The 26,210-nt window shown below is 69.3% G+C and carries 23 protein-coding genes and 2 pseudogenes; 20 read left to right on the top strand and 5 right to left on the bottom strand.

Going from position 1 to position 26,210, the window contains the following annotated elements; all coding sequences use genetic code 11:
* Positions 1-70: 70 nt before the first annotated feature.
* From secY to truA, 11 genes are all read left to right on the top strand, one after another.
* The gene (secY, locus tag D455_RS0124725) at positions 71-1,384 is read left to right on the top strand and encodes a preprotein translocase subunit SecY (protein ID WP_017573357.1); all 1,314 of its coding nucleotides are present in this window, start codon (positions 71-73) and stop codon (positions 1,382-1,384) included.
* Positions 1,385-2,041, top strand: a complete 657-nt coding sequence (locus tag D455_RS0124720; RefSeq protein ID WP_193789461.1) for an adenylate kinase — start codon at positions 1,385-1,387, stop codon at positions 2,039-2,041.
* The gene (map, locus tag D455_RS0124715; RefSeq protein ID WP_017573355.1) at positions 2,041-2,865 is read left to right on the top strand and encodes a type I methionyl aminopeptidase; all 825 of its coding nucleotides are present in this window, start codon (positions 2,041-2,043) and stop codon (positions 2,863-2,865) included. The genes D455_RS0124720 and map overlap by 1 nt, the downstream gene beginning before the upstream one ends.
* Before the next feature lie 59 nt (positions 2,866-2,924).
* Entirely contained in the window at positions 2,925-3,380 is a 456-nt protein-coding gene (locus D455_RS0124710; RefSeq protein ID WP_017573354.1) for a DUF1707 domain-containing protein, read from the top strand.
* Positions 3,381-3,650: 270 nt separating this feature from the next.
* Positions 3,651-3,872 carry a translation initiation factor IF-1 gene (infA, locus tag D455_RS0124705; protein WP_013156135.1) on the top strand — a complete coding sequence of 74 codons (222 nt, stop codon included), beginning with the start codon at positions 3,651-3,653 and terminating at the stop codon, positions 3,870-3,872.
* A 46-nt stretch (positions 3,873-3,918) separates the two neighbouring features.
* Positions 3,919-4,032, top strand: a complete 114-nt coding sequence (gene rpmJ, locus D455_RS0124700) for a 50S ribosomal protein L36 (protein WP_013156136.1) — start codon at positions 3,919-3,921, stop codon at positions 4,030-4,032.
* 214 nt (positions 4,033-4,246) lie between these two features.
* The gene (gene rpsM / locus D455_RS0124695; protein ID WP_017573353.1) at positions 4,247-4,627 is read left to right on the top strand and encodes a 30S ribosomal protein S13; all 381 of its coding nucleotides are present in this window, start codon (positions 4,247-4,249) and stop codon (positions 4,625-4,627) included.
* 71 nt (positions 4,628-4,698) lie between these two features.
* Positions 4,699-5,103 carry a 30S ribosomal protein S11 gene (gene rpsK / locus D455_RS0124690; protein WP_017573352.1) on the top strand — a complete coding sequence of 135 codons (405 nt, stop codon included), beginning with the start codon at positions 4,699-4,701 and terminating at the stop codon, positions 5,101-5,103.
* Positions 5,104-5,281: 178 nt separating this feature from the next.
* Entirely contained in the window at positions 5,282-6,304 is a 1,023-nt protein-coding gene (locus tag D455_RS0124685; protein ID WP_017573351.1) for a DNA-directed RNA polymerase subunit alpha, read from the top strand.
* Between the two features lie 65 nt (positions 6,305-6,369).
* Positions 6,370-6,882 carry a 50S ribosomal protein L17 gene (rplQ, locus tag D455_RS0124680; RefSeq protein ID WP_017573350.1) on the top strand — a complete coding sequence of 171 codons (513 nt, stop codon included), beginning with the start codon at positions 6,370-6,372 and terminating at the stop codon, positions 6,880-6,882.
* 91 nt (positions 6,883-6,973) lie between these two features.
* Positions 6,974-7,813 (top strand): tRNA pseudouridine(38-40) synthase TruA, encoded by an 840-nt coding sequence (gene truA, locus D455_RS0124675; RefSeq protein ID WP_017573349.1) that lies wholly within the window; start codon positions 6,974-6,976, stop codon positions 7,811-7,813.
* A 195-nt stretch (positions 7,814-8,008) separates the two neighbouring features.
* Here truA and D455_RS0124670 read toward each other — a convergent pair whose 3' ends face one another.
* Positions 8,009-8,854: a hypothetical protein gene (locus tag D455_RS0124670; protein ID WP_017573348.1), complete on the bottom strand. Its 846-nt coding sequence runs from the start codon at positions 8,852-8,854 to the stop codon at positions 8,009-8,011.
* 1,368 nt (positions 8,855-10,222) lie between these two features.
* On the opposite strand from D455_RS0124670, the gene rplM reads away from it, so the two are divergent.
* From rplM to D455_RS0124650, 4 genes and pseudogenes are all read left to right on the top strand, one after another.
* Positions 10,223-10,672, top strand: coding sequence for a 50S ribosomal protein L13 (gene rplM / locus D455_RS0124665; protein WP_017573347.1), 450 nt, complete (start codon positions 10,223-10,225; stop codon positions 10,670-10,672).
* Positions 10,673-10,709: 37 nt separating this feature from the next.
* On the top strand, positions 10,710-11,216 hold the full coding sequence (gene rpsI, locus D455_RS0124660; RefSeq protein WP_017573346.1) for a 30S ribosomal protein S9: 507 nt from the start codon (positions 10,710-10,712) through the stop codon (positions 11,214-11,216).
* Between the two features lie 164 nt (positions 11,217-11,380).
* Positions 11,381-12,715, top strand: a pseudogene (glmM, locus tag D455_RS33275) (phosphoglucosamine mutase); the annotation flags it as partial.
* A 199-nt stretch (positions 12,716-12,914) separates the two neighbouring features.
* Positions 12,915-13,943: an ROK family glucokinase gene (locus tag D455_RS0124650; RefSeq protein WP_017573344.1), complete on the top strand. Its 1,029-nt coding sequence runs from the start codon at positions 12,915-12,917 to the stop codon at positions 13,941-13,943.
* Between the two features lie 51 nt (positions 13,944-13,994).
* Here the strand turns inward: D455_RS0124650 and D455_RS0124645 are convergent, their stop codons facing one another.
* Positions 13,995-14,585, bottom strand: a complete 591-nt coding sequence (locus D455_RS0124645; protein ID WP_017573343.1) for a Uma2 family endonuclease — start codon at positions 14,583-14,585, stop codon at positions 13,995-13,997.
* Positions 14,586-14,789: 204 nt separating this feature from the next.
* Here D455_RS0124645 and D455_RS31615 point away from each other — a divergent pair.
* Together D455_RS31615 and D455_RS0124635 are read left to right on the top strand one after the other, a co-directional pair.
* Positions 14,790-15,544: pseudogene (locus D455_RS31615) on the top strand (SDR family oxidoreductase).
* A 9-nt stretch (positions 15,545-15,553) separates the two neighbouring features.
* Positions 15,554-16,318, top strand: a complete 765-nt coding sequence (locus D455_RS0124635) for a crotonase/enoyl-CoA hydratase family protein (RefSeq protein ID WP_017573340.1) — start codon at positions 15,554-15,556, stop codon at positions 16,316-16,318.
* 330 nt (positions 16,319-16,648) lie between these two features.
* Here the strand turns inward: D455_RS0124635 and D455_RS0124630 are convergent, their stop codons facing one another.
* Complete coding sequence (locus tag D455_RS0124630) at positions 16,649-18,091, bottom strand: polysaccharide pyruvyl transferase family protein (RefSeq protein ID WP_026122946.1); 1,443 nt, start codon at positions 18,089-18,091, stop codon at positions 16,649-16,651.
* A 510-nt stretch (positions 18,092-18,601) separates the two neighbouring features.
* On the opposite strand from D455_RS0124630, the gene D455_RS0124625 reads away from it, so the two are divergent.
* The 3 genes from D455_RS0124625 to D455_RS35960 all read left to right on the top strand — a co-directional run bounded on the left by D455_RS0124625 (position 18,602) and on the right by D455_RS35960 (position 23,393).
* On the top strand, positions 18,602-22,096 hold the full coding sequence (locus tag D455_RS0124625) for a bifunctional glycosyltransferase/CDP-glycerol:glycerophosphate glycerophosphotransferase (protein ID WP_017573338.1): 3,495 nt from the start codon (positions 18,602-18,604) through the stop codon (positions 22,094-22,096).
* A 74-nt stretch (positions 22,097-22,170) separates the two neighbouring features.
* On the top strand, positions 22,171-23,181 hold the full coding sequence (gene galE / locus D455_RS0124620; protein WP_017573337.1) for a UDP-glucose 4-epimerase GalE: 1,011 nt from the start codon (positions 22,171-22,173) through the stop codon (positions 23,179-23,181).
* An 80-nt stretch (positions 23,182-23,261) separates the two neighbouring features.
* Entirely contained in the window at positions 23,262-23,393 is a 132-nt protein-coding gene (locus D455_RS35960; RefSeq protein WP_017573336.1) for a hypothetical protein, read from the top strand.
* A 28-nt stretch (positions 23,394-23,421) separates the two neighbouring features.
* On the opposite strand, the gene D455_RS0124610 is transcribed toward D455_RS35960, so the two are convergent.
* The gene (locus D455_RS0124610) at positions 23,422-24,996 is read right to left on the bottom strand and encodes an NCS1 family nucleobase:cation symporter-1 (protein ID WP_026122945.1); all 1,575 of its coding nucleotides are present in this window, start codon (positions 24,994-24,996) and stop codon (positions 23,422-23,424) included.
* A 298-nt stretch (positions 24,997-25,294) separates the two neighbouring features.
* On the bottom strand, positions 25,295-25,567 hold the full coding sequence (locus D455_RS34305) for a hypothetical protein (protein WP_017573334.1): 273 nt from the start codon (positions 25,565-25,567) through the stop codon (positions 25,295-25,297).
* Positions 25,568-26,210 lie beyond the last annotated feature (643 nt).

Genomic DNA, 26,210 nt, shown 5'->3' with positions numbered 1-26,210 from the left:
TCTACGACGATTCAGGATCGGCCGCGATGTCTGGAACCCGTTCCGCCGCCGAAGCCGCGCAGGAGGAGACGTGCTAGGTGCATTCGTCCGTGCATTCCGCACGCCCGACCTGCGTAACAAGCTGCTGTTCACACTGTTCATCCTGACGCTCTTCCGTCTGGGATCGGTGATCCCGGCGCCGGGTATCAACTCCGCGGCGATCAGGGACCAGATGGAGGCGATCACCGCCGCCGACCAGTCTGGTGTGTACGAGCTTGTCAACCTGTTCAGCGGCGGCGCACTGCTGCAACTGGCGGTGTTCGCGCTCGGGGTCATGCCGTACATCACCGCGAGCATCATCATCAACCTGCTGACGGTGGTGATCCCCCGCCTGGAGGCCCTCAAGAAGGAGGGGCAGTCCGGGCAGAGCAAGATCACCCAGTACACCCGCTACCTGACGCTGATGCTCGGGGTCCTCCAGGCCACCAGCATCGTCGCCATGGCCCGGACCGGCGCCCTGTTCCAGGGGGCCATCCCGGTCAGCTCCTACATGCCCAACCAGGACATCCTGACCCTGGTGACCATCGTGTTCGCGATGACCGCCGGTACCGCCCTCATCATGTGGTTCGGTGAGCTCATCACCGAGCGCGGTGTGGGCAACGGCATGTCGCTGCTGATCTTCACCCAGGTCATCGCGATGTTCCCCTCCTCCATCCTGACCCTGTTCGAGGAGCGCTCGGTCTGGGTCTTCTCCATCATCTGCATCGCGGGCCTGGTGCTCATCACCGCCGTGGTCTTCATGGAGCAGGCGCAGCGCCGCATCCCGGTGCAGTACGCCAAGCGCATGGTCGGCCGTCGCATGTACGGCGGCAGCTCGACCTACATCCCGCTCAAGGTCAACCAGGCGGGCATCATCCCCGTGATCTTCGCCTCCTCGCTGCTGTACCTCCCGCAGCTGCTCGTGGGCCTGCTCGGCCAGGACTCCACACACCCCGTGGTGACGTTCATCCAGGAGTACTTCCTCACCGGGACACACCCGGTGTACATGGCGACCTTCTTCGTCATGATCATCGGCTTCGCGTTCTTCTACGTGGCGATTACCTTCAACCCCACTGAGGTCGCCGACAACATGAAGAAGTACGGTGGGTTCATCCCGGGTATCCGACCAGGGCGTCCGACCGCCGAGTACCTCGACTACGTGTTGACGAGGCTGACGACCCCCGGATCCCTGTACCTGGGTGTGATCGCTCTCCTCCCGATGGTCGCCCTCGGTGCCACCGGCGCCAGCGCGAACTTCCCCTTCGGAGGGACGAGCATCCTGATCATGGTCGGTGTCGGGCTGGACACGGTGAAGCAGATCGAGAGTCACCTCCAGCAGAGGAACTACGAAGGTTTTCTGCGATAAATGCGAGCAGTATTGGTGGGGCCGCCTGGGGCCGGCAAGGGCACCCAGGCCCAGATCCTCGCGTCCGAGCTGTCGATTCCCAAGGTGTCCACGGGTGACATCTTCCGGGCCAACGTCAGCGGTGGCACCGAGCTTGGCAAGAAGGCCAAGGAGTACATGGACCGCGGCGACCTCGTCCCCGACGAGGTCACGAACGCCATGGTCAAGGACCGGCTGGCGCAGGACGACGCCGCGACGGGTTTCCTGCTCGACGGGTTCCCGCGCAACGTTCCGCAGGCCGAGACGCTCAAGGGCATCCTCGCCGACCTCGACACCACCCTGGACGTCGTCCTGGAGCTGAGGGTCGACGAGGAGGAGGTCGTCAAGCGCCTGTCGGGCCGCCGTTCGTGCCCGGAGTGCGGCCGGGTGTACCACGTGGAGTACGACGCCCCGAAGGTCGCGGGCACGTGCGACAACGAGGGCGCCGAGCTGTACCAGCGCGAGGACGACCGTGAGGAGACCATCCGGCACCGCCTGGAGGTCTACCGGGAGCAGACCGCTCCGCTGGTGCAGTTCTACGAGGCCGAGGGTCTGCTGGCCACCATCGCCGCCACGGGTTCCGTGGAGGAGGTGACGGCCCGAGCCAAGGCCGCCATCGCGGAGAAGGTCGGCTCCTGATGTTCGGCAAGGGCGATCCGGACGTACAGATCAAGACACCGGAGCAGATCGCCAGGATGAGGGCGGCGGGCCAGGTCGTGGCCCGCGCCCTGGACACCCTCCGGGCCGCGGTGCGGCCCGGGGTGTCCACCCTGGAACTGGACGCCGTCGCGGAGAAGGTCATCCGCGACGCGGGCGCCGTCCCCTCCTTCAAGGGCTACCACGGCTTCCCGGGCTCCATCTGCGCCTCGGTGAACGAGGAGGTCGTCCACGGCATCCCCAGCGCGGACCGGGTGCTGGCCGAGGGCGACATCATCTCCATCGACTGCGGGGCCATCCTGGACGGCTGGCACGGCGACTCGGCGATCACCGTCGCGGTCGGCGAGGGCCGTCCGGAGGACCTGCGCATGATGGAGACCTGCGAGGAGTCCATGTGGCGGGGGATCGCCGAGATGCGGCCGGGGAAGCGCCTGGGTGACATCGGTCACGCGATCGGTGGTCACATCTCCAGGAACGGCGGCTACGGCAACGTCCGCGAGTACGGCGGCCACGGCATCGGCACCGAGATGCACATGGACCCGCACGTGCTCAACTACGGCAGGCGCGGCAAGGGCATGAAGCTGGTCGAGGGCATGTGCCTGGCGATCGAACCCATGACCACCCTGGGCCGCCACGACGTGGTGCAGCTCGACGACGGGTGGACCGTGGTGACGCGGGACGGCAAGCGTGCCGCGCACTTCGAGCACACGGTCGCCGTGACCGCGGAAGGGCCCGTCGTTCTGACCGCGCGCGAGTCCAACCGCGATAAAATCACTGCCATGGGGTTCGTCCAGCCGACCTGGTAGGGGCTTCTCCCCGCGCGGGGCGCGGGGCCGCTGCCGGGTGAAGATACGAGGTGCGCGCAGTGTCCGACCCGGTGCCGTCGATGCGAACGTCCGACGCGGAACGCGACCGCGTGGCCCAGCTTCTCCAGGAGCACTTCGCCCAGGGGCGGCTGGACCACGAGGAGTTCACCGACCGCCTCAGCCGGGTCTACAGGTCCAGGACCGTGAACGAACTGGCCACGGTGACCAACGACCTGCCCGAGCGCGACCTCGCCGACTTCCGGAACCCCTCCCAGGAGCCCGCCGTGGCGCCGCCGATCACCATCAGGGATCCGGCGCTGATGGTGCCCTGGATGCTCTACGCCGGGGTCAACGTCCTGTGCTTCGTGATCTGGCTGATCCTGTTCCTCACCACCGACTACGACTACCCGTGGTTCCTGTGGGTCCTGGGCCCGTGGGGGATCGTGATGGGCATCGTGACCGTGGGGGTCCTGCTTCCCCAGAGAAACGCCTCGGACGGGGACGAGCCACGGTAGTCCCTGGTGGGGTAGGGTGCCCTGCTCGGCGGTTAGGAGTACTTGCCCCGAGGGGCTAGACTGTCATTGCCCATACGCGGGCTGTTGGGTCAGTCTGCCTTCTTTGCGCCACGTCCTCCCAGCGACGTTCGCCTTTGCAGTTGGCCTGAACTTCCAGTGTGTCTTGGCGTCGGCGACGGACATCCGTCGCCGGGGCCGTAGCGTCATGCTAGGCCACTGGGGTCGCGTCGGGTTGTCCATCAACCAATCGATGAGCGAGGCGTGGAGGACATGGCCAAGAAAGACGGCGCCATCGAGATCGAGGGTTCCGTTGTCGAGTCCCTACCCAACGCTATGTTCAAGGTAGAGCTCGACAACGGGCACCAGGTCCTTGCCCACATCAGCGGCAAGATGCGGATGAACTACATCCGTATTCTCCCCGACGACCGCGTCGTCGTGGAGCTGAGCCCGTACGACCTCACGCGCGGGCGCATCGTTTACCGCTACAAGTAGCCCGTCACGGGCCGCAGGGCCCGAGAGGGATGAGTTCGGAGTCACCATGAAGGTCAAGCCGAGCGTGAAGAAGATCTGCGCGAAGTGCCGCGTGATCCGCCGTAACGGCCGGATCATGGTCATTTGCTCGGACCCGCGGCACAAGCAGCGCCAGGGCTAGCTCCCGGTCGCTCGCCGCGGCTTCACACCGCGATCAACCCGGTCGGTGGACCGCCACCACACCGGGTGCACGAAACAACGACAACCTGTTCCGACTCCCGGCGCCGCCAGGGCGCGGGAGGCACCCCCGGTCGGAGGCCGGGGCCTCGTCGATTGGGCGACGAGAGGGTGGAACGGGCCAGACCTCCGCATAGGGCAATAGGAGTCTCGCCCACATGGCACGTATCGAAGGCGTTGACCTTCCCCGCGACAAGCGGGTGGAGATCGCTCTCACGTACATCTTCGGGATCGGGCGCACCCGCGCGCTGGAGACCCTGAAGAGCACCGGCGTCGACGGCAACACGCGCGTCCACCAGCTGTCCGAGGAGGACCTGGTCAAGCTGCGCGAGTGGATCGGCGCGAACTACCAGGTCGAGGGTGACCTGCGCCGCGAGGTGCAGGGCGACATCCGCCGCAAGATGGAGATCGGTAGTTACCAGGGCATCCGCCACCGCCGTGGACTCCCGGTCCGCGGTCAGCGCACGCAGACCAACGCGCGCACCCGTAAGGGCAAGAAGAAGACCGTGGCCGGTAAGAAGAAGGCCGGTAAGAAGTAGTCCGCTCGGACTGGACTGTACGTACGCGTCCGGGAACGACAACGGACCGATGATCTCTGGGAGTTTCGCTCATGCCGCCTAAGGGCCGTCAGGGTGCCGCGCGCAAGGTGCGCCGCAAGGAAAAGAAGAACATTGTCCACGGACACGCTCACATCAAGAGCACGTTCAACAACACGATCGTGAGCATCACCGACCCGACCGGTGCCGTGATCTCGTGGGCCAGCTCCGGACAGGTGGGCTTCAAGGGTTCGCGCAAGTCGACCCCCTACGCCGCGCAGATGGCCGCCGAGGCCGCTGCCCGCCGCGCCCAGGAGCACGGCGTCCGCAAGGTGGACGTCTTCGTGAAGGGCCCGGGTTCGGGCCGGGAGACCGCCATCCGCTCGCTCCAGGCGACCGGGCTGGAGGTCGGCTCCATCCAGGACGTCACGCCGACGCCGCACAACGGCTGCCGTCCGCCCAAGCGCCGCCGGGTCTGATCCCGTCGTCGGCGCCCGCGGTCCTACCCGCGCGGGCGCCGCGCCGCGCTTGTTCCCGCGCGGCCCGCTGGGGCCCGTGCGGGCGGGGTAGGAATCCGAGTAGTGGACACCGCGACCGCGGTGTCCGTCCGGTGGCCGTCAAATAGCGGGCGGCCATGTGGAAGGGAAGACACGGACCATGTTGATCGCACAGCGTCCCACGCTCACCGAGGAAGCGGTCTCGGACCTGCGCTCGAAGTTCGTCATCGAGCCGCTGGAGCCGGGTTTCGGCTACACCATCGGTAACTCGCTCCGGCGTACCCTGCTGTCCTCCATCCCCGGCGCGGCTGTCACCAGCATCCGCATCGAGGGCGTCGAGCACGAGTTCACCACCGTGCCCGGTGTCAAGGAGGACGTCACCGAGATGATCCTCAACCTCAAGGGCCTGGTCGTCAGCTCCGAGCACGACGAGCCGGTGCTGATGTACCTGCGCAAGCAGGGCCCCGGCGTGGTGACCGCCGCGGACATCGCTCCTCCGGCCGGTGTCGAGGTGCACAACCCCGACCTGCACATCGCCACGCTCAACGGCAAGGGCAAGCTGGAGATGGAGCTGACGGTCGAGCGCGGCCGCGGTTACGTCTCGGCGACGCAGAACAAGCAGGCCGGGCAGGAGATCGGCCGTATCCCGATCGACTCCATCTACTCCCCGGTCCTGCGTGTGACCTACAAGGTCGAGGCCACCCGTGTCGAGCAGCGCACCGACTTCGACCGCCTGATCGTCGACATCGAGACCAAGCCGGCCATCCGTCCCCGTGACGCGGTCGCCAGCGCGGGCAAGACCCTGGTCGAGCTCTTCGGTCTGGCGCGTGAGCTCAACGTCGACGCCGAGGGCATCGACATGGGCCCGTCGCCGACGGACGCCGCCCTGGCCGCGGACCTGGCGCTGCCGATCGAGGACCTCAACCTCACGGTCCGGTCCTACAACTGCCTCAAGCGTGAGGGCATCCACAGCGTTGGTGAGCTGGTTGCCCGCTCCGAGCAGGACCTGTTGGACATCCGCAACTTCGGTGCCAAGTCCATCGACGAGGTCAAGCAGAAGCTCGTCGACATGGGCCTGTCCCTGAAGGACTCCCCGCCCGGATTCGACCCCAGCACGGCGGCCGACTCCTACAGCTCCGACGACGACGAGGGTGAGTCCTTCGTCGAGACGGAGCAGTACTAACCGACCTTCGTTGCCCGTCCCCGGCCGAGTGCGGCCGTGGATCGCATCACTAGGAGAACGACACCATGCCCACGCCTACCAAGGGCGCCCGTCTGGGTTCCGGGCCCGCTCACGAGCGGCACATCCTGGCGAACCTCGCCACCTCGCTGTTCCAGCACGGCCGGATCCGCACCACCGAGGCCAAGGCCAAGCGCCTGCGCCCGTACGCGGAGAAGCTGATCACGCTCGGCAAGCGCGGCGACCTGCACGCCCGTCGCCAGGTCCTGACCAAGATCACGGACAAGGCCGTCGTGCACGAGCTGTTCACCGAGATCGGCCCGCGCTACGAGAACCGTCCCGGTGGCTACACCCGGATCACCAAGATCGGTCCGCGCAAGGGCGACAACGCCCCGATGGCCGTCATCGAGCTGGTCGAGGCGCTGAGCGCCCCGGCCGCCTCCCAGCGCAAGGCCGAGGAGCCCAAGGCCGAGACGACCGCCGCCGAGGCTGACGAGCAGCCGGCGGAGGACACCACCTCCGACCAGACCGCCCAGGCCGACGACAAGGCCCAGGCCGAAGGCTCGACCGAGGACAAGTAGGGCACGGAGCGCGCGGGTACGCGCGCACCGCCCGACGAGTGCCCGATCCCGTGGGGGTCGGGCACTCGTCTTTTTCCGGATGCGGTGAGGTATGGACGAGACGACGGTTCGGATACGGCTGGACGTGGCCTACGACGGCACGGACTTCTCCGGCTGGGCCACGCAGCCGGGCCGGCGCACGGTGCAGGGGGAGCTGGAGGCGGCGCTGGCGCGGGTGCTGCGCCTGCCGGAGGTGTCGGTGACGTGCGCCGGGCGGACGGACGCCGGTGTGCACGCGCGCGGACAGGTGGTGCAGGCCGACGTCCCGGAGCGGACGTGGGAGGACGAGGGGGAGCGGGTGCTCCGGCGTCTGGCCGGGGTACTGCCCAGGGACGTGCGGGTGCGCGCGGCCCGGGTGGCGCCGCCGGGGTTCGACGCCCGGTTCTCGCCGCTGTTCCGCCGGTACCTGTACCGGGTGAGCGACGCGCCCTACGGGGTGGACCCGCTGCTGCGGCGCGACGTGCTGTGGCACCGCAGCCCGTTGGACGCGGACCGGATGAACGCGGCCGCGGAGCGCCTGGTGGGTGAGCACGACTTCGCGGCGTTCTGCAAGAAGCGCGAGGGGGCGACCACCATCCGGGCGCTGCTGCGCCTGGAGTGGACGCGGGTGGACGAGCACCTGCTGCACGGGACGGTCCAGGCGGACGCGTTCTGCCACAACATGGTGCGCGCGCTCGTGGGCGCGCTCCTGGCGGTGGGGGACGGGCGCCGGGACGTGGACTGGCCGGGGAGGGTGCTCGGCGCCGGTGTGCGCGACTCGTCGGTGCACGTGGTGGGACCGCAGGGGCTCAGTCTGGAGGAGGTGCGCTATCCGGCCGACGAGGAGTTGGCCGCACGCGCCTCGACGACCCGGCGCGTGCGGGAGCTGCCCTGCCGGGGACACACGGCCTGAGGGCCGGGTCCGGCGCACGCCGAAGCGGGCGGGCCCGGGGACCCCCCGCTTTCCAGTCAACCGGAAACCGGGGCACCGCGGCAGGGGGTCCCCCGGTTCTGTGGACGGCCTCGTCACCGGACCTCCTCACGGGACCGGGCCGGTGAACGACGGGAGGGGCACCCGACGGCCCGGGTGCCCCTCCCTCGTGCGGGATCAGCCGCGGTTCTCGCTCAGGTGCGTGTGGGCCTGGTCGAGGAAGCCCTCGCTGACGGAGCGCAGCGCGGTGGCGGACTCGCTCTCACCGGTCGCCTCGCTGCCGTCGCTGTTGGCGGCCAGGGAGAAGAGCAGGTAGCGACCCCATCGGGCGCTGCTGCCGTGGCCGCCGGAGTGTCCGAGGCGCTCGGCGGGGGTGCCCTCCTCGCCGGACAACCCGGCGAACCACTGGGAGGCCACGAGGTCCTGGGCCTCCATCGCGGCGGTCGCCTCCTCGGCGGTGGGCATCGCGGCGACGCCGACGGTGACCACGCGGGCCTCGTCCTCACTGAGGTAGGAGGCGCGCGCCATCTGACGGCACCCGTTGTCGGTGAGTACCTGGCCGTAGTCGCCGTGGGTGCCAGCGGCGCAGTCCTCGGTGTCCTCCACGGCCACGCGGGTGAACGTGCCCCGCCCCTCGATCTCCACGCTCTCGGGGAAGAGGGTCTCCGGGGCGAGCGCGCCGGGGTCGTCCTCCTCGTTCGCGACGGCCACGGTGTCCGAACCGCCGCCCACGCCGCTGGCGACGAGGAACGCTCCGCCGCCCGCGAGGACCAGCAGAACGGCGAAACCGGCGATCAGCATGATCCGGCGCTTCCTCGCGCCCGGGTCAGCGGTGGTGCCGTAGTCGTCGTAGCCGTCATAACCGTCGTAGTCGTCCAGCTCCTGGACGTCGAACTGCGCGGTGTCGATCCCCGCGTCGTCGGGGACCTCGTCCCGGAACAGGGGGCGGTCGTCACCGCGTCCGGGCGCGGCCGGGACGGCGTTGATGTTCTGTGTGGCGCCCATCGCGTCCGGGGGGAACATGGGTTCGTCCCGCGCGGGAGGCGGAGGCGCGGCGGGGGGCGCGGCAGGGGGCGCTGGCGGCCCCTGGTAGGCCTGCTGGGCGTTCGGGGGCGCCGCACCCGGGGGCATGCCCGGGGGAGGCCCGGCGGGCGCTCCGGGCCGCCCCTGCGGCATGCCGGGCGCACCGGGCGGAAGGGTCCGGCCGGGCGGCGGCCCGGGGTGGCCCTGGGCGTTCGGAGGCGGGGGAGCGCCGTGCGGGGCGGCCTGACCGGGCGGAGGCGCCTGACCGGGCGGAACCGCGCCGGGGGGAAGGGGCCGGCCCGGCTGTCCGGGGGCGGTGGGAGGCACGTTCGGCCCGCTCGGAGGGGTCTGGGGGGCCTGGGGAGGGGTGTGGCCTCCCGTCGGCGCCTGCTGTGCGGGGTGGCCCCCGGAGGGCGCCTGGTGAGGGGGGAACTGGCCACCGGGCTGCGGCGGCTGACCGGGGTACGTTGGCGCCTGGCCGCCGGGGAACCCGGGCGTCTGCTGCGGTCCGCTGGGTGCCTGCTGTGGCCCGCTGGGTGCCTGCGGCGCCTGGGGACCTGGTCCGCCCTGGGAACCGGGGAAGCCCTGTGGCGCCTGCGGCCCACCGGGTTGTGTGTGGGGAGGGAAGTGGGGGTGGTGGCCGGGCACGGGCGCGCCATGCGGCTGCTGCGGTCCCGGTGTGGGATGCTGGGGGCCCTCGGGGTGGGAGGGCGCCGACCCGAGCAGGTCCTGGCCGTCACCGGCCTCCGGCCCGACGGGTCGCCCGTCGGGACCGTACGGTGGCTGGTTCGGATGGGTACTGATGGGAGTCTCCGAGGGCTCTGGGGGTGGGACTGGGCCGCGGTTCACCGGCACGTGTCCCTGGGATCATCTCGGACTCCGGGAGTGTCCGCCGAACACTCCCCGAGCCGCTCTGTGGCGTCCGTGACGGGCGTCTCCAAGGTCACGTCGGCGCCCGTCAACGCGGGAGCAGACCAGCCTTTCGGTGCAAGCGTAACCAACGCGGGGGCGGGGAAAGGACGAAGCACTCTCGGCAACGGGCATAATAAAAGACGGAGAGGTCACGGATGTGACCCCGTGCCGGTGCTTTCTCCGCCGAGCGCGGTCCGGCCGGTCCGCCCCGCCGCTGGCTTTGACCTGCGCGGCGGTGGCCAGGTAGGATATTCCGTCGTTGTGCGTTGAGTTGCCGTGGGCCCCGAACGTCGGGCGCCGATCCACGCACCATCGTCTGCGCACTCACATTCGGAGAGTCCTGTGACATGGCACGGGATATCCGGCCAGACACCCCGCAACCGCGGGTGTGTATACGAGTCCCCCTTCCCTGCGAACGGGATGGGGCAGCCGACTGAAGAGCGAAGGCAAACGATCGTGCGCACATACAGCCCCAAACCAAACGATGTCCAGCGTCAGTGGCACGTTGTCGACGCTACCGATCTCGTGCTCGGGCGTATGGCGAGCCAGGTTGCCACGCTGCTTCGGGGCAAGCACAAGCCGTACTACGCGCCCCACATCGACACCGGCGACTTCGTGATCGTCGTGAACGCCGACAAGGTCGCCCTGACCGGCAAGAAGCTGGACCAGAAGCGCGCCTACCGGCACTCCGGCTACCCGGGCGGTCTGCGCTCCATCTCCTACGCCGACCTGCTGGAGAAGAACCCCGAGCGGGCCATCGAGAAGGCCGTCAAGGGCATGCTCCCCAAGGGCACCCTCGGTCGCCAGATGGGCAAGAAGCTCAAGGTGTACGCCGGCCCGGAGCACCCGCACCAGGCCCAGCAGCCGGTTCCGTTCGAGATCGGCAAGATCGAGCAGTCCGCCTAGGCGTTCGCAGACCCTTACAGAGAGCACGAGGAGAACCGTGGTCGAGCCAACCGGCATCGAAGACGTCGAGCAGGAGTACGTGGACAACCCGGAGGAGTTCCCCTCCGAGTACACCAGCGAGTCCGACGAGACCGTCGCCGCCTACGTCCCCACCGCGTCCGGCCCCAGCGCCGGGACCGGTCGTCGCAAGAAGGCGATCGCCCGTGTCCGCATCGCCCCCGGCGCGGGCGAGTGGACGGTCAACGGCAAGCCGCTTGAGACCTACTTCCCGGACAAGGTCCACCAGCAGACCATCAAGGAGCCGCTCGTCTCCCTCGGTTTCGAGGGTGCCTACGACGTNCCCCGCCTCAACGGCGGTGGCCCCAGCGGCCAGGCCGGCGCCCTGCGCCACGGCATCGCCCGCGCGCTGGCGTCCCTGGACCCGGAGAACAACCGCCCGACCCTGAAGAAGGCCGGCTTCCTCACCCGTGACGACCGTGAGGTCGAGCGGAAGAAGGCCGGTCTCAAGAAGGCGCGCAAGGCTCCCCAGTTCTCCAAGCGCTAGTGCTCATGCGCCGGCACCCGCTCGGCTGAGCTTCGGCCCGTACGTCGTTCCCTCCACCGGGGGGCGGCGTGCGGGCCTTTCGTTTTCCCGGTGGCTCCACGGCCACGTTTGAAACCTCACCGGCGCCGCGTCGCGGCGCCACCTTCGAAAGGGGCTGACCGCCTGTGGCTCGGCTGTTCGGAACAGATGGTGTACGCGGTGTCGCCGGTCAGGACCTGACCGCCGCCCTCGCCCTGGAACTGTCCATCGCGGCGGCGCGGGTGCTGACCCGCGGCGGGAACGGACCGCGACCCAAGGCCGTGGTCGGCCGTGACCCGCGCGCCTCCGGCGAGTTCCTGGAGGCCGCCGTCGTCGCCGGTCTGGCCAGCACCGGCGTGGACGTGGTGCGCGTGGGGGTGCTCCCCACCCCGGCGGTCGCCCATCTCACCGGCGAGCTCGGTGCCGACTTCGGCGTGATGCTCTCCGCCAGCCACAACCCGGCCCCCGACAACGGCATCAAGTTCTTCGCGAGGGGCGGCCAGAAGCTGGAGGACGCCCTGGAGGAGGAGATCGAGGGCATGCTCGGCGTGCCCCCGAACCCCGCCGTGGGCGACCGCGTCGGCCGGGTCGTCGACGCCCACGACGGCGCCGAGCGCTACGTCGAGCACGTGCTGGCCTCGGTGCCCCACAGCCTCAAGGGGCTCAAGGTCGTGGTGGACTGCGCCAACGGCGCCTCCTCCCTGGTCGCCCCCGAGGCGCTGCGCCGCGCGGGCGCGGAGGTCGTGGCGATCGGCGACGGGCCCGACGGCAACAACATCAACGAGGGCTGCGGCTCCACCCACCTGGACGCCCTCCAGGAGGCGGTCCGGCTGCACGGCGCGGACGCCGGTATCGCCAACGACGGCGACGCCGACCGCTGCCTGGCCGTGGACTCCGAGGGGCGCGTGGTGGACGGGGACCAGATCCTGGCGATCCTGGCCACCGAGGCCAAGGAGGCCGGGAAACTCGCCCAGGACACCCTCGTGGTCACGGTCATGTCCAACCTGGGCCTGAAACTGGCGATGGAGCGCGAGGGGATCACCGTGGTGGAGACCGCGGTGGGTGACCGGTACGTGCTGGAGGAGATGAAGCGCGGCGGTTTCGGTCTGGGCGGTGAGCAGTCCGGCCACGTGATCCTGCTGGACCACGCCACCACCGGCGACGGCGTCCTGACCGGTCTGCACCTGCTGGCCGCGATGGCCCACCGCGAGCAGGGCCTGGCGGAGCTGACCAAGGTGATGACCCGGCTGCCGCAGGTGCTCGTCAACGTGCCGGACGTGGACAGGGACCGCGCCAAGGAGTCCGAGGAGCTCGCGGCGGCCGTGCGCGCGGCCGAGGAGGAGCTGGGCGAGACCGGTCGGGTGCTGATCCGGCCCAGCGGCACCGAGCCCAAGGTCAGGGTCATGGTCGAGGCGCCGGAGCAGGAACAGGCCACCGCGGTGGCCGAGCGGCTGGCCGCGGTGGTGCGGNCCCGCCTCGGGGCGGGCCACCACTCACCGGTGGCGCTCCGCCCCGAGGCGGGACACCGCTCCCGACGGACGCCGCGCGCGGTACCTCCCCCGTCCGGGCGTCCGTCGAAGACGGGAACCCTCACGCGCGTCCGGGCACGGAGACGGCCGGATGCGCGTTCTCATGTGTGGCCGGTGATCCGCGTGCGCGGGGCCGGCCGGAGGAGGCGCGATGGCGGACACACGGTACGGGCACGCCCTGACGATCGGGGTGGACATCGGGGGAACGAAGGTGGCCGCCGGCGTGGTGACGCCCGGCGGACGCATCCTGGCGCGTCTGCGCACGGAGACCCCCGAGCGCAGCAAGAGCCCCGCGGTCGTGGAGGAAACGATCGTCTCGGTGGTGCAGGAGCTGCGGCAGGAGTTCCGGGTGCGCGCCGTGGGCGTGGGTGCCGCCGGGTTCGTCGACGAGCGGCGCGCGAACGTATTGTTCGCCCCGCACCTGTCCTGGCGCCGCGAGCCGCTGCGCGACGCCCTGGCGCTGAGGCTGGGACTGCCGGTGGTCGTGGAGAACGACGCCAACGCCTCGGCCTGGGCCGAGGTGCGCGCGGGGGCGGCCCGCGGCGTGGACAACGTCGTGGTGGTGAACCTGGGCACGGGCATCGGCGGCGCGGTCGTGCTCGACGGGCGGCTGCGCCGGGGCCGGTACGGGCTGGCCGGGGAGTTCGGGCACATGACGGTGGTCCCGGGCGGCCACCGCTGCGAGTGCGGGAACCGGGGGTGCTGGGAGCAGTACGCCAGCGGCAACGCGCTGACCCGTGAGGCGCGCGAGTTGCTGGCCGCGGAGTCCCCGGTGGCGGGGGCGCTGCACCAGGCGGTGGGCGGCGACCTCGGGCAGATCACCGGGCCGCTGGTCAGCGAGTTGGCGCGCAAGGGCGACCGGGCGTGCGTGGAGCTGATGCGGGACGCGGGGGAGTGGCTGGGGACCGGCCTGGCCAACCTGGCCGCCGCGTTCGACCCGGAGCTGTTCGTCGTGGGCGGCGGGGTGTCGGAGGCGGGGGAGCTGCTGCTGGACCCGGCCCGGGAGGCCTTCGAGCGCAGCCTCACCGGGCGCGGCTACCGGCCGGAGGCCCGGGTGGCGGCGGCCGAACTCGGTAACGAGGCGGGCCTCATCGGCGCCGCGGACCTGGCCCGGGAGGCGCTGCCCCGCTGGCGTCAGCGGCGCCGGCAGCGCCGTCTGGGACGCTTCGACAGGAACTAGGTCGAGCGCGCCCCACCCGGCCGTGGCGAGGACGCGCTCTCCATGGGGAAGTCAGTCCTCCACCGCGATCGCGGTGACGTCGATGTCGATGTCGAACGGCAGGTCCGTCTTCAGACGGTCGCGGACGATCGCCTTGGCCACGTAGCTCTTCGTGGTCTCGTCGAGTTCGTAGACGTGGATCGCCGTGCGCTCCCCCTCGTCCTCGACCCGCCAGAAGTGCGGGATACCAGCCTCCGCGTACTTCTTCGGCTTGACCTCCCGGTCCCTGAACCGGGACTCGGAGGAGACCACCTCGACCGCGAGGACGACGTCCTCCGGAGCGACGTGGGTACGCCTGCGCCGTTCGGGAAGGGGTTCCGACGGGTGGCGGTAGACGATGACGGCCGGTTCCGGGCGCTGGTACGTGCCCAGCTTCACCGTCATCTCCTGAATGACCGAGAACCCCTCGGGCGCGGCGAGGCGGAGCTCGTGCATGAGGGTGTACATGGCTTCACCGTGAAACCACGTGTGGGGGGACATCACGATGATTGCTCCGTCGATGAGTTCCATCCGGGGCACCCCCGGAGGAAGGTTGTCCATGTCGTCCGCGGTCCAGCCGCCGGGCGGGGGCATGAACCAGTCGGGGAGCGGTTCAGCAGTCATCGATGCCTCCGGGGTCGATTCCTGCGTCCACTCTAAGGTGTTCGTCATCGCCATGACAGGAAGGTGGCGCTCCGTGACGACGGTGTGGGGTCGTTTCCCGTGAGAACCCCGAATCCCGAGGAAACCCCTGTTCGGGGCGGGCTACCCACAATTAACCGAACCCGGTTCTAGTGCGCGGGTCACATTCTCTGTAGAGTGCCGCCCATGGATCTCAACGGAATCTCCGCCCTCGTCTCGGGCGGCGCGAGTGGCCTGGGCGAGGCCACCGCCAGGGAGCTCGCCTCCGCGGGCGCGACCGTCGTCATCGCCGACCTCAACGCCGAGCGCGGCGAGGCCGTCGCCAAGGAGATCGGCGGTGTCTTCGTCAACACCGACGTCTCCCAGGAGGACCAGGTCAAGGGCGCGGTCCAGGCCGCCGCCGACACCGGCAGGCCCTTCCGCGTGGCCGTCTCCTGCGCGNTACCGTCGCCCGCCACGGCAACCCCCACGACCTGGACAGCTACCAGAAGGTCATCCAGGTCAACCTCATCGGTACCTTCAACGTGCTGCGCCTGGCCGCGGCCGAGATCGCCAAGACGGACCCGGTCAACGAGGACGGCGAGCGCGGCTCCATCGTCAACACCGCCTCGCTCGCGGGCATCGAGGGCCAGATCGGCCAGATCGCCTACTCCTCCTCCAAGGGCGGCGTCATCGGCATGACCCTTCCCGCCGCCCGCGACCTCGCGGCCGCCGGCATCACGGTCAACACCATCGCCCCCGGCATCCTGGAGACGCCCATCTACGGCGAGGGCGAGGGCGCCGAGGAGTTCAAGCAGAAGCTGGCCGCCCCGGTGCCGTTCCCCAAGCGCCTGGGCACCGCCGAGGAGTTCGGCAGGCTGGCCCGCGCCCTGCTGGAGATCAGCTACGTCAACGGCGAGGTCGTCCGCATCGACGGCGCGCTGCGCATGCCGCCGAAGTAGGGGGACACCGTGTCTGACGAGGTTCTCTACACGGCCGAGGACGGCGTCGCCGTCATCACCATCAACCGGCCCCAGGCCAAGAACGCGGTCAACGCCGCGGTCGCGGCCCAGGTGGCCGAGGCGCTCGACGACCTGGACGCGCGCAGGGACCTGACCGTGGGCATCATCACCGGCGCGGGCGGCACCTTCTGCGCCGGGATGGACCTCAAGGCCTTCATGAAGGGCGAGGTCCCGGTCGTCGAGGGGCGCGGATTCGGCGGTTTCGCCGAGCGCGGGCCCAGGAAGCCCCTGATCGCCGCCGTGGAGGGGTACGCCCTCGCGGGCGGGTTCGAGGCCGTGCTGGCCTGCGACCTGGTCGTGGCCGCCGAGGACGCCAGGTTCGGCATCCCCGAGGTCAAGCGCGGCCTGGTCGCCGGTGCGGGCGGCCTGCTGCGCCTCCAGCACCGCATCCCGCGCAACATCGCCATGGAGTTCGCCCTGACCGGCGACTTCGTGGACGCCCCGCGCATGGCCGAGCTCGGGTTGGTCAACCACGTCACCGCCAACGGAGGCGCCCTGGAGGGGGCCAGGCGGCTGGCGGCGCGCATCACCGCCAACGGCCCGCTGGCGGTGCGGGTGTCCAAGGAGGTCATCACCTCCTCGGACGACTGGTCCACCGAGCAGATGTGGGAGCGGCAGAACGAGCTGACGGGCCCGGTGTTCGTCAGCCAGGACGCCATGGAGGGCGCGGCGGCCTTCGCCGAGAAGCGCGCCCCCGTGTGGAAGGGCGAGTAACCCACCGGGCGTCACGCGGCGGCCGTCCCCTCGGGGGCGGCCGCCGTCGCCGTCTCCGGCGGAGGGTGCCGCCGAGCCGCGGTGGAATCCGGGTGAGCGCATGCCCTGAGCTGCGAAGGTGGGTGTTCTTCGCCACAGGATCCCGTGACGGTCCTCAAGGACCAGCGCGCCGCCGGGTACCTCGCGGTGGTGTGGAAACGGCCCCGCGTTCCATGGGAAATGCGGGGCCGCCGTGTCCCTGCCCGCGGTGAGAGGTCGAACGCACGATAGGCCGGAGCAGGACCGCGGCTGTGTTCGGGCACCTGCGAGCGGGCTCGGTGGGGTCCGGAACTACCTGCGCAATCCGAAGCGGCGCAGGACACGTCCCCCAACCCGGCGTGCACGCCGGTAGGGCGTCATTTTGCTCTCCTTCTCCAAGGAGGCCAGGCGCTTGTTCAACTGGGTGACCGTTTTCTGCAGCGAAGCCTGTTCCTTGGTCATCTGTGCGATGCTCTTCTGGAGGGAGGCCTGCTTTTTCTGGGACTTCTGCTGCTCCCGGCTGAGGCCCCGAACACTTTCCTTGAGCCATCCGATGCGATAACCGAACCCGCCGTCCTCATCGGACCAGGCCTCGACCGGAGGAGTGAAACTGATGCTGTTGATGCGCTCCTCGAAAGCGGCGCCGCCGTCCTGGTCGGGTTGGAAGATGTGCGGGAGGCCGTGCCTCTCCACGTAACCCGTCATCCGCTCGAAGCGTTCGCCGTGTCCCTTGACGAGTCCTGTGTAGTCGGCGTGCTCGTACAGCTTCGCGGCGTCGAACGCCTCAGTGGGCTCGGTCATCCTGCGGTGCGGGATCTCGAAGTACTCGCTGAGTTCCAGGGTGCGCGAGTCATGGCACATCACCACCGCGGGGGTACCCGCCAACAGCGAGACGACGTTCCCGTGGATGCGGGTGCCGAAGACGAAGTCGTAGTCGCGCAACTCCCTGATCCACGTGATCGGGTCCAGGTGGAGGCGGACCCGGTTCTCCTCGAAGAGCGGGTGGCTCCGCAGGACGGGCATCTCCTTGTGCTGGTCGGCGGCCAGGGAGACATCACCCCAGTAGAGCCTTTCCAGGTCGGGGATGTCCTGGGCGATGTACCGCAGGTTCGGGTAGCGGCGGTAGTTCTCCATGACGATTCGCCCGAGATCGCCCATGGTGTTGTTGGTGGTGTACATCCCGATCCTGGCATCGGTGTCCAGTTCCGCCGTCCTCTTCTCCACGGACAGGGAGCGGCCGTAACGGAACATCGAGGGGCAGCCGATGACCTCGACGTCCTTGAAGCCGAGGTGGTTGAGGTAGCGCTGGGTGAACTCGCCCCGGACACCCAGGGAGGGCGCACGGTCCAGGACGGCCGAGGCGAACCGCTTGACGGACTCGTCCATGGGGCGCATGGGCTCCAGGTCGTAGTCCAGCGAGGACTGCGCTCCCACGCTGAGGACCATGACCGGAATGGTCAACTTCTCGATGACGTCGGTCCAGGAGTCGAGCTGCTTCCGGAAACTCGGCCTGAAGGCGTTGGCGAAGGGGAGGACGAAGTAGTCGTACTCCTCGTTGATCTGTTCGGGTTCGGGTACACCGGTGCGGAAACCGGTGGTGGTGATCTCGGTGCCCGGAACGTTGAGCATCTTGTAAGCGGAATCGCTGAAAACGAGATTCCCGAGGTTCTGCCCACCGATTTTCTGCTGGATGGTTTCTTCGATGGTCGCCGCCTCGAAGGGGGTCTTGCTCGAACGCAGAAGGATTCTCGTCATGGAGGGCTCCGATTGATCAGAGAAGGGGGATGTGGCTGAATATATGACTGTTCAGCCCTGGGGAGATGAGCCCTTTGATCATAGCCGGAGCCAGGGGAGACATCACCACGGTCGCTTTTAGTCACCAAGGGGTGCCGAATGGTCACTTTCTTTCTTTTCGGGGTCGAGTCGACGCGGAGGGTCAGGATGTCAGGAGGTGAATGTGTCTTAATGCATAAGAGTTTTACGGATGCCCCGTGAACCCTGATGTCCCCTGCGCGTCGACCCGGGGCGCGCCCTTCCCGCTTGCGGGGCGGTGTCCTCATGGTTACGGACACCTTGTGGGCATGCGTTAACCTGGGATCTACTTTGCCCACCTTGTCCTGACTTGTCAGTCACCCGCCTCTGCGAACTGGCAGGCGCGGGGACCTGGTCCACTCTCCCCCCACACCCAGCGGCAATGGGTTCGCGTCACCGCATCCTGTGCTGTGCAACGGGCGTGTTCGGATCCGCGGAGCCTTGGAGTCATTTGTGGTCGCACTCAGCGTCATCGTGCCCATCTACAACGTGGAGAGGTATCTCGACGAGTGCCTGCGTTCCCTGCAGGTGCAGACATGGGATGACCTTGAGGTCGTCATGGTGGACGACGGTTCTCCGGACGACAGCGCGGCGATCGCCGCCCGGTACGCCGAGGAGGACCCCCGGTTCCGACTGATCCGGCAGGAGAACGGCGGTCTGGGCGCGGCGCGCAACACCGGCATCGAACACGCGCGCGGTGAGTTCCTCACCTTCGTGGACAGCGACGACGTCATCCCGTCCTACGCGTTCGGGTACCACCTGGAGAGCCTGCGCAAGAGCGGCTCGGACTTCTCCAGCGGGAACGTCCGCCGCCTCAACGAACTGGGCACGCGCCAGTCGCCCATGCACCGCAAGGTCTTCCGCACGGCGAAGACCCGCACGCACATCACGCGCGAGGACACGCTCCTGGTGGACCGGCTGGCCACCAACAAGGTCTGGCGCCGCTCCTTCTGGGACAAGCACGGGATGACGTTCCCCGTCGGTGTCCTGCACGAGGACATCCCGGTGGCCATCCCCCTGCACTTCCTCGCCGACGCCGTCGACGTGCTCTCCGCTCCCGTCTACCTCTGGCGGGAGCGCCCCAGCGACGACAAGTCCATCACCCAGGACCGGCTGCGGCCGCAGGCCCTGGAGGACCGCGTCAGCGCGGTCACCAAGGTCAGCGAGTTCCTCGACAAGAACTTCCCGCCCCTCCAGAAGCGGCGCTGGGACGCGGTCGCCCTCGGCAGCGACCTGCGCCTCTTCCTCCAGGTGCTGGACCGGGCCGACGAGGCCTTCACCGAGCGTCTCGTCGACCTCGGCAACGCCTACCTGGACACGGTGGACGAGAAGGTGATGCGCGACCTTCCCGCCATCGAGCGGCTCAAGTGGTACCTGCTCAGGAAGAGGAGGATCGACCAGCTCCGCGAGGTCGTCGTCTTCAACAAGAGCGTCGAGCACAAGAAGGCCAGGATCGTCCGGCACGGACTCCGCTACTACGCGGACTACCCGTTCAAGGACGACCCCGCGCAGGGCGTTCCGCGTTCGATCTACCGGGTGCGGACCGAACTCCAGCTCCGGCAGAAGGCCGAGGAGCTCGAATGGGTCGACGGGAAGCTGGTCGTGCGGGGCAGGGTCTGCCTGAAGTACCTGCGCCCCAACAAGCGCGTCCAGCAGCAGGTCCGGGCCTGGGCGGTCAACGTCGACACCGGCAGGCGCGTGCGCCTGAACACCACCACCCACCAGGCCAACGAGTTCCGCCTCTCTCCGCAGGTGACCAACTCCCGTCAGGACTGGGGCGGCTACCAGATCGTCGTCGACCCCGCCGAGCTGGGGGAAGACGGTGACTGGTGCGTGGAACTGGGGGTGGTCAACCGGGGCTTCCGCCGTACGGAACGCCTGAAGAACCCGGCCGCGGCCGACGTCCGGATGGTCAACTCCGAGCAGGTCCGCCCGGGTGTCTGGGCGCGTCCGCACTGGGTGGACAACCACGAGCTGCGCCTGTCCGTCGAGCGTCCGTCGGTCCTCCTCGACGGGTCGGGGACCGAGGGCTCCTCCCTCGTGCTCAGCGGCCGGTGGGCGGGGACCCCGGTGCAGAACCCGACCGCGTACGTCCAGCGTCTCCCCGGGGACGTCGAGGTCCCCGCGCGCGTGGAGGTCGACGGCGCGTCCGTGCGCGTGCTCGCCGACCTCGCCGACCTCACGGACGGTTACCCGGACCGGGTCGCGATTCCCGGGGGCTGGCCCCACGAGGAGTGGTCGGTCCACATCAGGGACGACGCCGGGCGCTCCCGGTGGATCCCGTGCGCCGACGGCGCCTCCGAAGGCCGCTACACGTACGCGGGGCTGAGCGTGCGGGTGCTCCCGGACTTCGCCGGGCGGGCCACGATCAGGGTGGGGCGGCACCAGCCCCTGCTCACCGAGGTCTCCTGGGACGACTACACCCTCCACCTGCGGGGCGACTTCCCCGAGACCTCCTCGGAGGAGCTCTCCCTCGTCATCAAGGCCGTCGGCCGGATGGAGGAGCACCTCTTCCCGGTGGAGGCCGGTGACGGGCGCTTCTCCGCCACCGTGCGGCCCACCGCGATCCCGAACTTCGGCACGAGTGTGCCCCTGGCCCCCGGCAACTACCGCTTCCTGCTGCGGAGCGGCGGCGGCGAGAACCAGTCGAACGACCGGCGGATCGGTTTCGCGCAGGAGCTACGCACCACCAAGTTCCCCGCCCCGGAGCGGGAGGACGGCTTCGACCTGGAACTCAAGCCGGACGGCAGGGGATGGCCCGTCCTGCGACTGGGCTCGGTGCTGCGCCCGGAGGAGCAGGGATCCTACGCGCAGCAGGTCCTGCGCGAGCAGACCTACCCCAAGCTGCGCGAGAAGCCGGTCAAGCCCGGCATCGTCTTCGACAGCTACACCGGCAAGCAGTTCTCCGACAGCCCGCGGGACATGTACGAGGAGCTCGTGCGCCGTGGCGTGGACACGCCGATGTCGTGGATGGCGCGCAACCGCCAGCTGACCCTGCCCCCGGGCCTGACGGAGATCCGGCACACGAGCCGGGAGTACTTCGAGGCGCTGGCGCGCTCGGAGTACATCGTCTCCAACGCCCATCTGCCCATGTGGTTCGAGAAGCGGCCGGGGCAGAAGATCGTGCAGACCTGGCACGGGTCGATGCTCAAGCGGATCGGCTTCGACATCGAGCACGTCCAGTTCGCCAGCCGCAACTACCACGAGCGGCTCAAGCACGAGACCAACCAGTGGGACTACCTGGTCTCACCGAGTCCGTGGGCGACGCCGATCCTGCGCCGCGCCTTCGGTTTCGAGGGCGAGATCCTGGAGACGGGCTACCCGCGCAACGACATCTTCCACAAGCCGGAGCGCGCGGCCCTGACCGAGCAGGTCCGCCAGCGCATCGGCCTGCCGAAGGACAAGAAGGTCGTGCTCTACGCGCCGACCTGGCGGGACGACAAGTTCTACGCGCCCGGCAAGTACAAGCTGGACCTGCACCTGGACCTCCAGCGCCTGTACCAGACCCTGGGCGACGAGTACGTGCTGCTGGTGCGCAGGCACCCCAACATCGTCGACCGCGTGCCGACCGTGGGCAGGGACTTCGTCTACGACGTCTCCGCCTACCCCGAGATCCAGGAACTGTTCCTGGTCACGGACGTCCTCATCACCGACTACTCGTCGCTGATGTTCGACTTCGCCAACACCGGTCGTCCGATGCTGTTCTTCACCTACGACCTGGAGGAGTACCGCGACAACCTGCGCGGGTTCTACTTCGACTTCGACGAGACCGCCCCGGGGCCGCTGCTGCGCACCTCGGACGAGGTCATCGAGTCCATCCGCGGGATCGACGAGGTCCAGGCCGCGCACGCCGACCGGTACACGGCGTTCGTGAACCAGTTCTGCCCCCTGGACGACGGCAAGGCCTCCGCCCGGGTCGTCGAGCGGGTCTTCGGCGATCTCCTCTGAGACGCGCCGTTCGGGAGACGTGAGGGGCCGCGCCGGTCGGTGCGGCCCCAGGACAGGGAAGGTGACGTAGGGCCGTGAGAATTCTGCTGACCGGCGGGGCCGGGTACATCGGCTCCCACACCGCGGTCGAGCTGATCGGCGGCGGGCACCAGGTGGTCGTCCTGGACAACCTGGTCAACAGCAGCGTGGAGGCCGTGCGCCGGGTCGAGAGGATCACCGGCACGCGGATCCCGTTCGTCGAGGGCGACTGCACCGACCCCGACGTGGTCGAGCGCCTCCTGGTGGAACACGGGATCGACGCCGTGGTGCACTTCGCCGGCCTCAAGGCCGTCGGCGAGTCCGTGAGCCAGCCGCTGCGGTACTACCGCAACAACCTGGACGCCCTGCTCACCCTCGCCGAGGCGATGGACCGCGTGGGGGTGCGGGACCTGGTCTTCAGCTCCTCGGCCACCGTCTACGGCGACCCGGAGACGGTGCCGATCGCCGAGGGCAGCGCGCTGCGGGTGACCAACCCCTACGGCGCCACCAAGCTGTTCGGGGAGCGGATCCTGGAGGACCTGGCGGCGAGCGCCCCGGACTGGCGGATCACCGTCCTGCGGTACTTCAACCCGGTCGGGGCCCACCCCAGCGGGCTGATCGGCGAGGACCCCAACGACATCCCCAACAACCTCTTCCCCTACATCTCCAAGGTCGCCGCGGGAAGACTGCCCGAGCTGACGGTCTTCGGAGACGACTACGACACCCCCGACGGAACCGGGGTCCGCGACTACCTGCACGTGGTGGACCTGGCGCGGGGGCACGTCGCGGCGCTCGACCACCTGCGCGACCAGACGGGGCTGCGGGCCTTCAACCTCGGGACGGGCAGGGGAACCTCCGTCCTGGAGGCGATCCGCGCCTTCGAGCGGGCCTGCGGGCACCCCATCCCCTACCGGGTGGGTCCGCGCCGTGACGGGGACATCGCCACCTGCTTCGCCGCCCCCGACCGCGCCAACCGCGAACTCGGCTGGAAGGCCGAGCTCACGGTGGCCGAGGCGTGCGCCGACGCCTGGCGCTGGCAGTCGGGCAACCCCGACGGGTACAGATAGGCGACTTCCCTCCCTTCCCGAGGAAACCCCGACATGCCAGACTCCCCCGAGGACACAGCAGAGAAAGGGTGAATCAGGGCATGGAAGACGACTGGGAAGAAGAGTACGAAGAGGGCGAAGAGCACTTCTACGACGACGATGGCACCTTCGGCGTCGGTCTTCCCCTGGCCGCCGCCGGGTCCACCCACGGAGAGTGGACCCGGCTGGACTGACCAGGTCCGGTAGGGCCGGTGACTCCGGTCAGCCGGCGGCGTCCTCCCGGACCCTCTCCGGGGCCTCCTCGGCGTTCACCCGGGCGGGGAGGAGCACGCCCAGACCCCAGTGCAGCAGCAGGCCGCTGACCAGGCCCACGACCCATCCGTAGTCCGCCAGCGGCGCCAGGAACGGGACCAGTCCCTCGGCCGGGAAGGGGCCCGAGCCCTCCGGGGAGTGCGAGCCGCCCACGGCCAGCAGCGAGCCGACGCCGAAGGCCACCAGGGCGCGCCAGTTCCATCCGTGCAGGTACCAGTACTCGGAGCCGCGCTGGTACAGGGCGGGCAGGTTCAACCGGGCCCGGCGCAGCAGCCAGTAGTCCGCGAGCAGGACACCCGCCACGGTTCCCAGGACGCCGCCCACCGTGCCCAGCCACGTGAAGACGTAGACGCTCTCGTTCTCCAGCAGCTTCCACGGGAAGATCAGCACGCTGAGGACGCAGGTGGTGATCGCGCCCGTGCGGAAGCTGATCAGCCTCGGCCTGAGGTTGGACAGGTCGTAGGAGGGGCCGACCAGATTGGCCGCGATGTTGGTGGAGACCGTGGCCAGCAGCACGACGAAGACCGCGAAGAGCAGGCCGATCCCGCTGCCCATCCGCGCGACGACGTCGATCGGGTTCCACAGCGGTTCGCCGTAGACGGCGGCCGTTCCCGCCGTGACCATGACGGCCAGCAGGGAGAACAGTGTCATCGTGGTGGGCAGGCCCAGCGACTGGCCCACCACCTGGGAGCGCTGGGAGGACGAGAACCGGGTGAAGTCGCTGATGTTGAGGGTCAGTGTCGCCCAGTAGCCGATGACGCCCATCAGGGACGGGAAGAACAGCGCCCAGAAGGAGGGTCCCCAGTCCAGGGGCTCACCGGAGTCCAGGGACAGCATCGGGCCCAGGCCACCGGCTTCCACGGCCATCCACACCAGCAGGGCGATTCCGCCGATGACCATCAGGGGCGCGGCCCACACCTGGACCCGGCGCACGCCCTCCATGCCCCACAGGATGATGCCGAGCTGGGCCAGCCAGAACAGGCCGAAGGACAGCCACAGGGTCCACGGGTGGCCGCCGAGGACCGCCGCGTCGCTCCAGCCGTCGCCGAGCAGGCGTCCGGCCAGGACGTACACGCCCTGACCGCCGACCCACGTCTGGATGCCGTACCAGCCGCAGGCGACCGCGCCGCGCAGCAGGGCGGGGAGGTTGGCGCCGCGCAGGCCGAAGGAGGCGCGGGCGAAGACCGGGAAGGGGATGCCGTACCTGGCGCCCGCGTGGCCGGTCAGGACCATGGGCAGCAGAACGATGAGGTTGCCGAGGACGACGGCCAGCATGGCCTGGCGCCAGTCCAGCCCCGCGGCGATGAGGCCGCTGGCCAGGGTCCAGGCCGGGATGCTGACCGACATGCTCACCCACAGGGCGCCGAAGCTGCCGGTGCCCCAGGTGCGCCGGGACATGGGAACCGGTTGGAGGTCGGCGTTGGCGAAGGGGCTCTCCGCCAGGGAGGAGCCGTCGGCCAGGGAGACCCGGCCGTCGGGATGGGTGACGGTGGCGGTGTCGGAGGGGGCGGCGGTGGACGTGATGGCGGTGGCGGTCGAGGGGTCGTGCGAGTGAGAGTGCGAGGGTGGAGCTTGGGTCACGGGATACCTGGGTTCTCGGTGGTCAGGCGGTGGTCAGGCGGTGGTCAGGTTCTCGGTGGTCAGGCAGTGAGTGGACGGTGGGACGGGGCACACCGCTGGTGCTGGCCCACCGGTGTGGAACCCGTAGAGGATGGTGAAAAATCCGGACCTGTTCCGGGCCGCCGAATATCTTCGCACGTCACACGGGGGAGTGGTCGAGCGCCGTCGCTGAACCTCTCGTGGTGCCCGGGCCCTTCTCCGCTCAGCCGTCGAGGTCGGCCGTGTCCGTCAGCTCCGCGGTTACGTGTGTTTCGAAGGTGCCGGTCGGCGCGGCTGTGCCGTCGTCCTCGTCTTCGCCCTGGTCGTCGAAGACGAAGACGATGAGGAGGACGAGGGACACGCCGATGAGGAAGAGGGCGCCGCAGCCCAAACCCAGGAAGAGCCAGGGAGAACGCGTCCCCCGGTCCCCGGAGTCCTCGGGGGGCGGGTTGCCCGGGCCCCGGGGGCCGAAGCCGGGCGGGGGTGGCGGGCCCATGGGCGGTCGGCCTCCGGCGGGTGGCATGCCTGGGAACGACGGGCCCATGGGAGGGCGGTTGTGGCGTTCGTGCGGCGGAGGCTGGCTCATGGTGGGGCCTGGCTTTCTGCTGCGGGCGGCGACGGCGGGGCATGCCGGATTCCCAGTGTGAGGGAAAGAGTGCGGACGCTCATCGTTCACCACACGGTCTCGCCTGCCACATCACGGAACTGTTGGGTGCCCGGGCGCCCGGGTGACTGGATGCCCGGGTGCCCGGGTGCCGTTTCCGGGGGCTTGGTGATGCTTGGCGGTGCCTGGTGCCTGGTGCCTGGTGGCTGGTGGCTGGTGTTTGATGCCGGATGTCGGGTGTTTGGTGTCTGGTGTCGGTGGTCTCTGGCGGTGTCCGAGGCGACGGCCGGTCGGGTTTTCCACAGGTGGTGGTTGGGGGTGTCCCGGGGTGGGGGCGTGATGGTTTCCTGGAAATAGGGGGGCCCACCCCTGCGCGCTTTGGCATGCCCACAACCTCCCAAAGGAATGGATGGGGAGATGGGATTTATTGGTCTCGAAGCTCGGGGATGGTGGTCTGGGATAATAGTAAGGAATTTAGGGGTAGGGAGGGGCCGTCATCGGGTTCCCTCCCTACGCTGTTCTTGTTGGGGGTTGT

The organism is Nocardiopsis halotolerans DSM 44410, from assembly GCF_000341065.1.
GTDB classification, from domain to species: domain Bacteria; phylum Actinomycetota; class Actinomycetes; order Streptosporangiales; family Streptosporangiaceae; genus Nocardiopsis; species Nocardiopsis halotolerans.
This window is presented reverse-complemented; position numbering and strand designations above follow the sequence as displayed.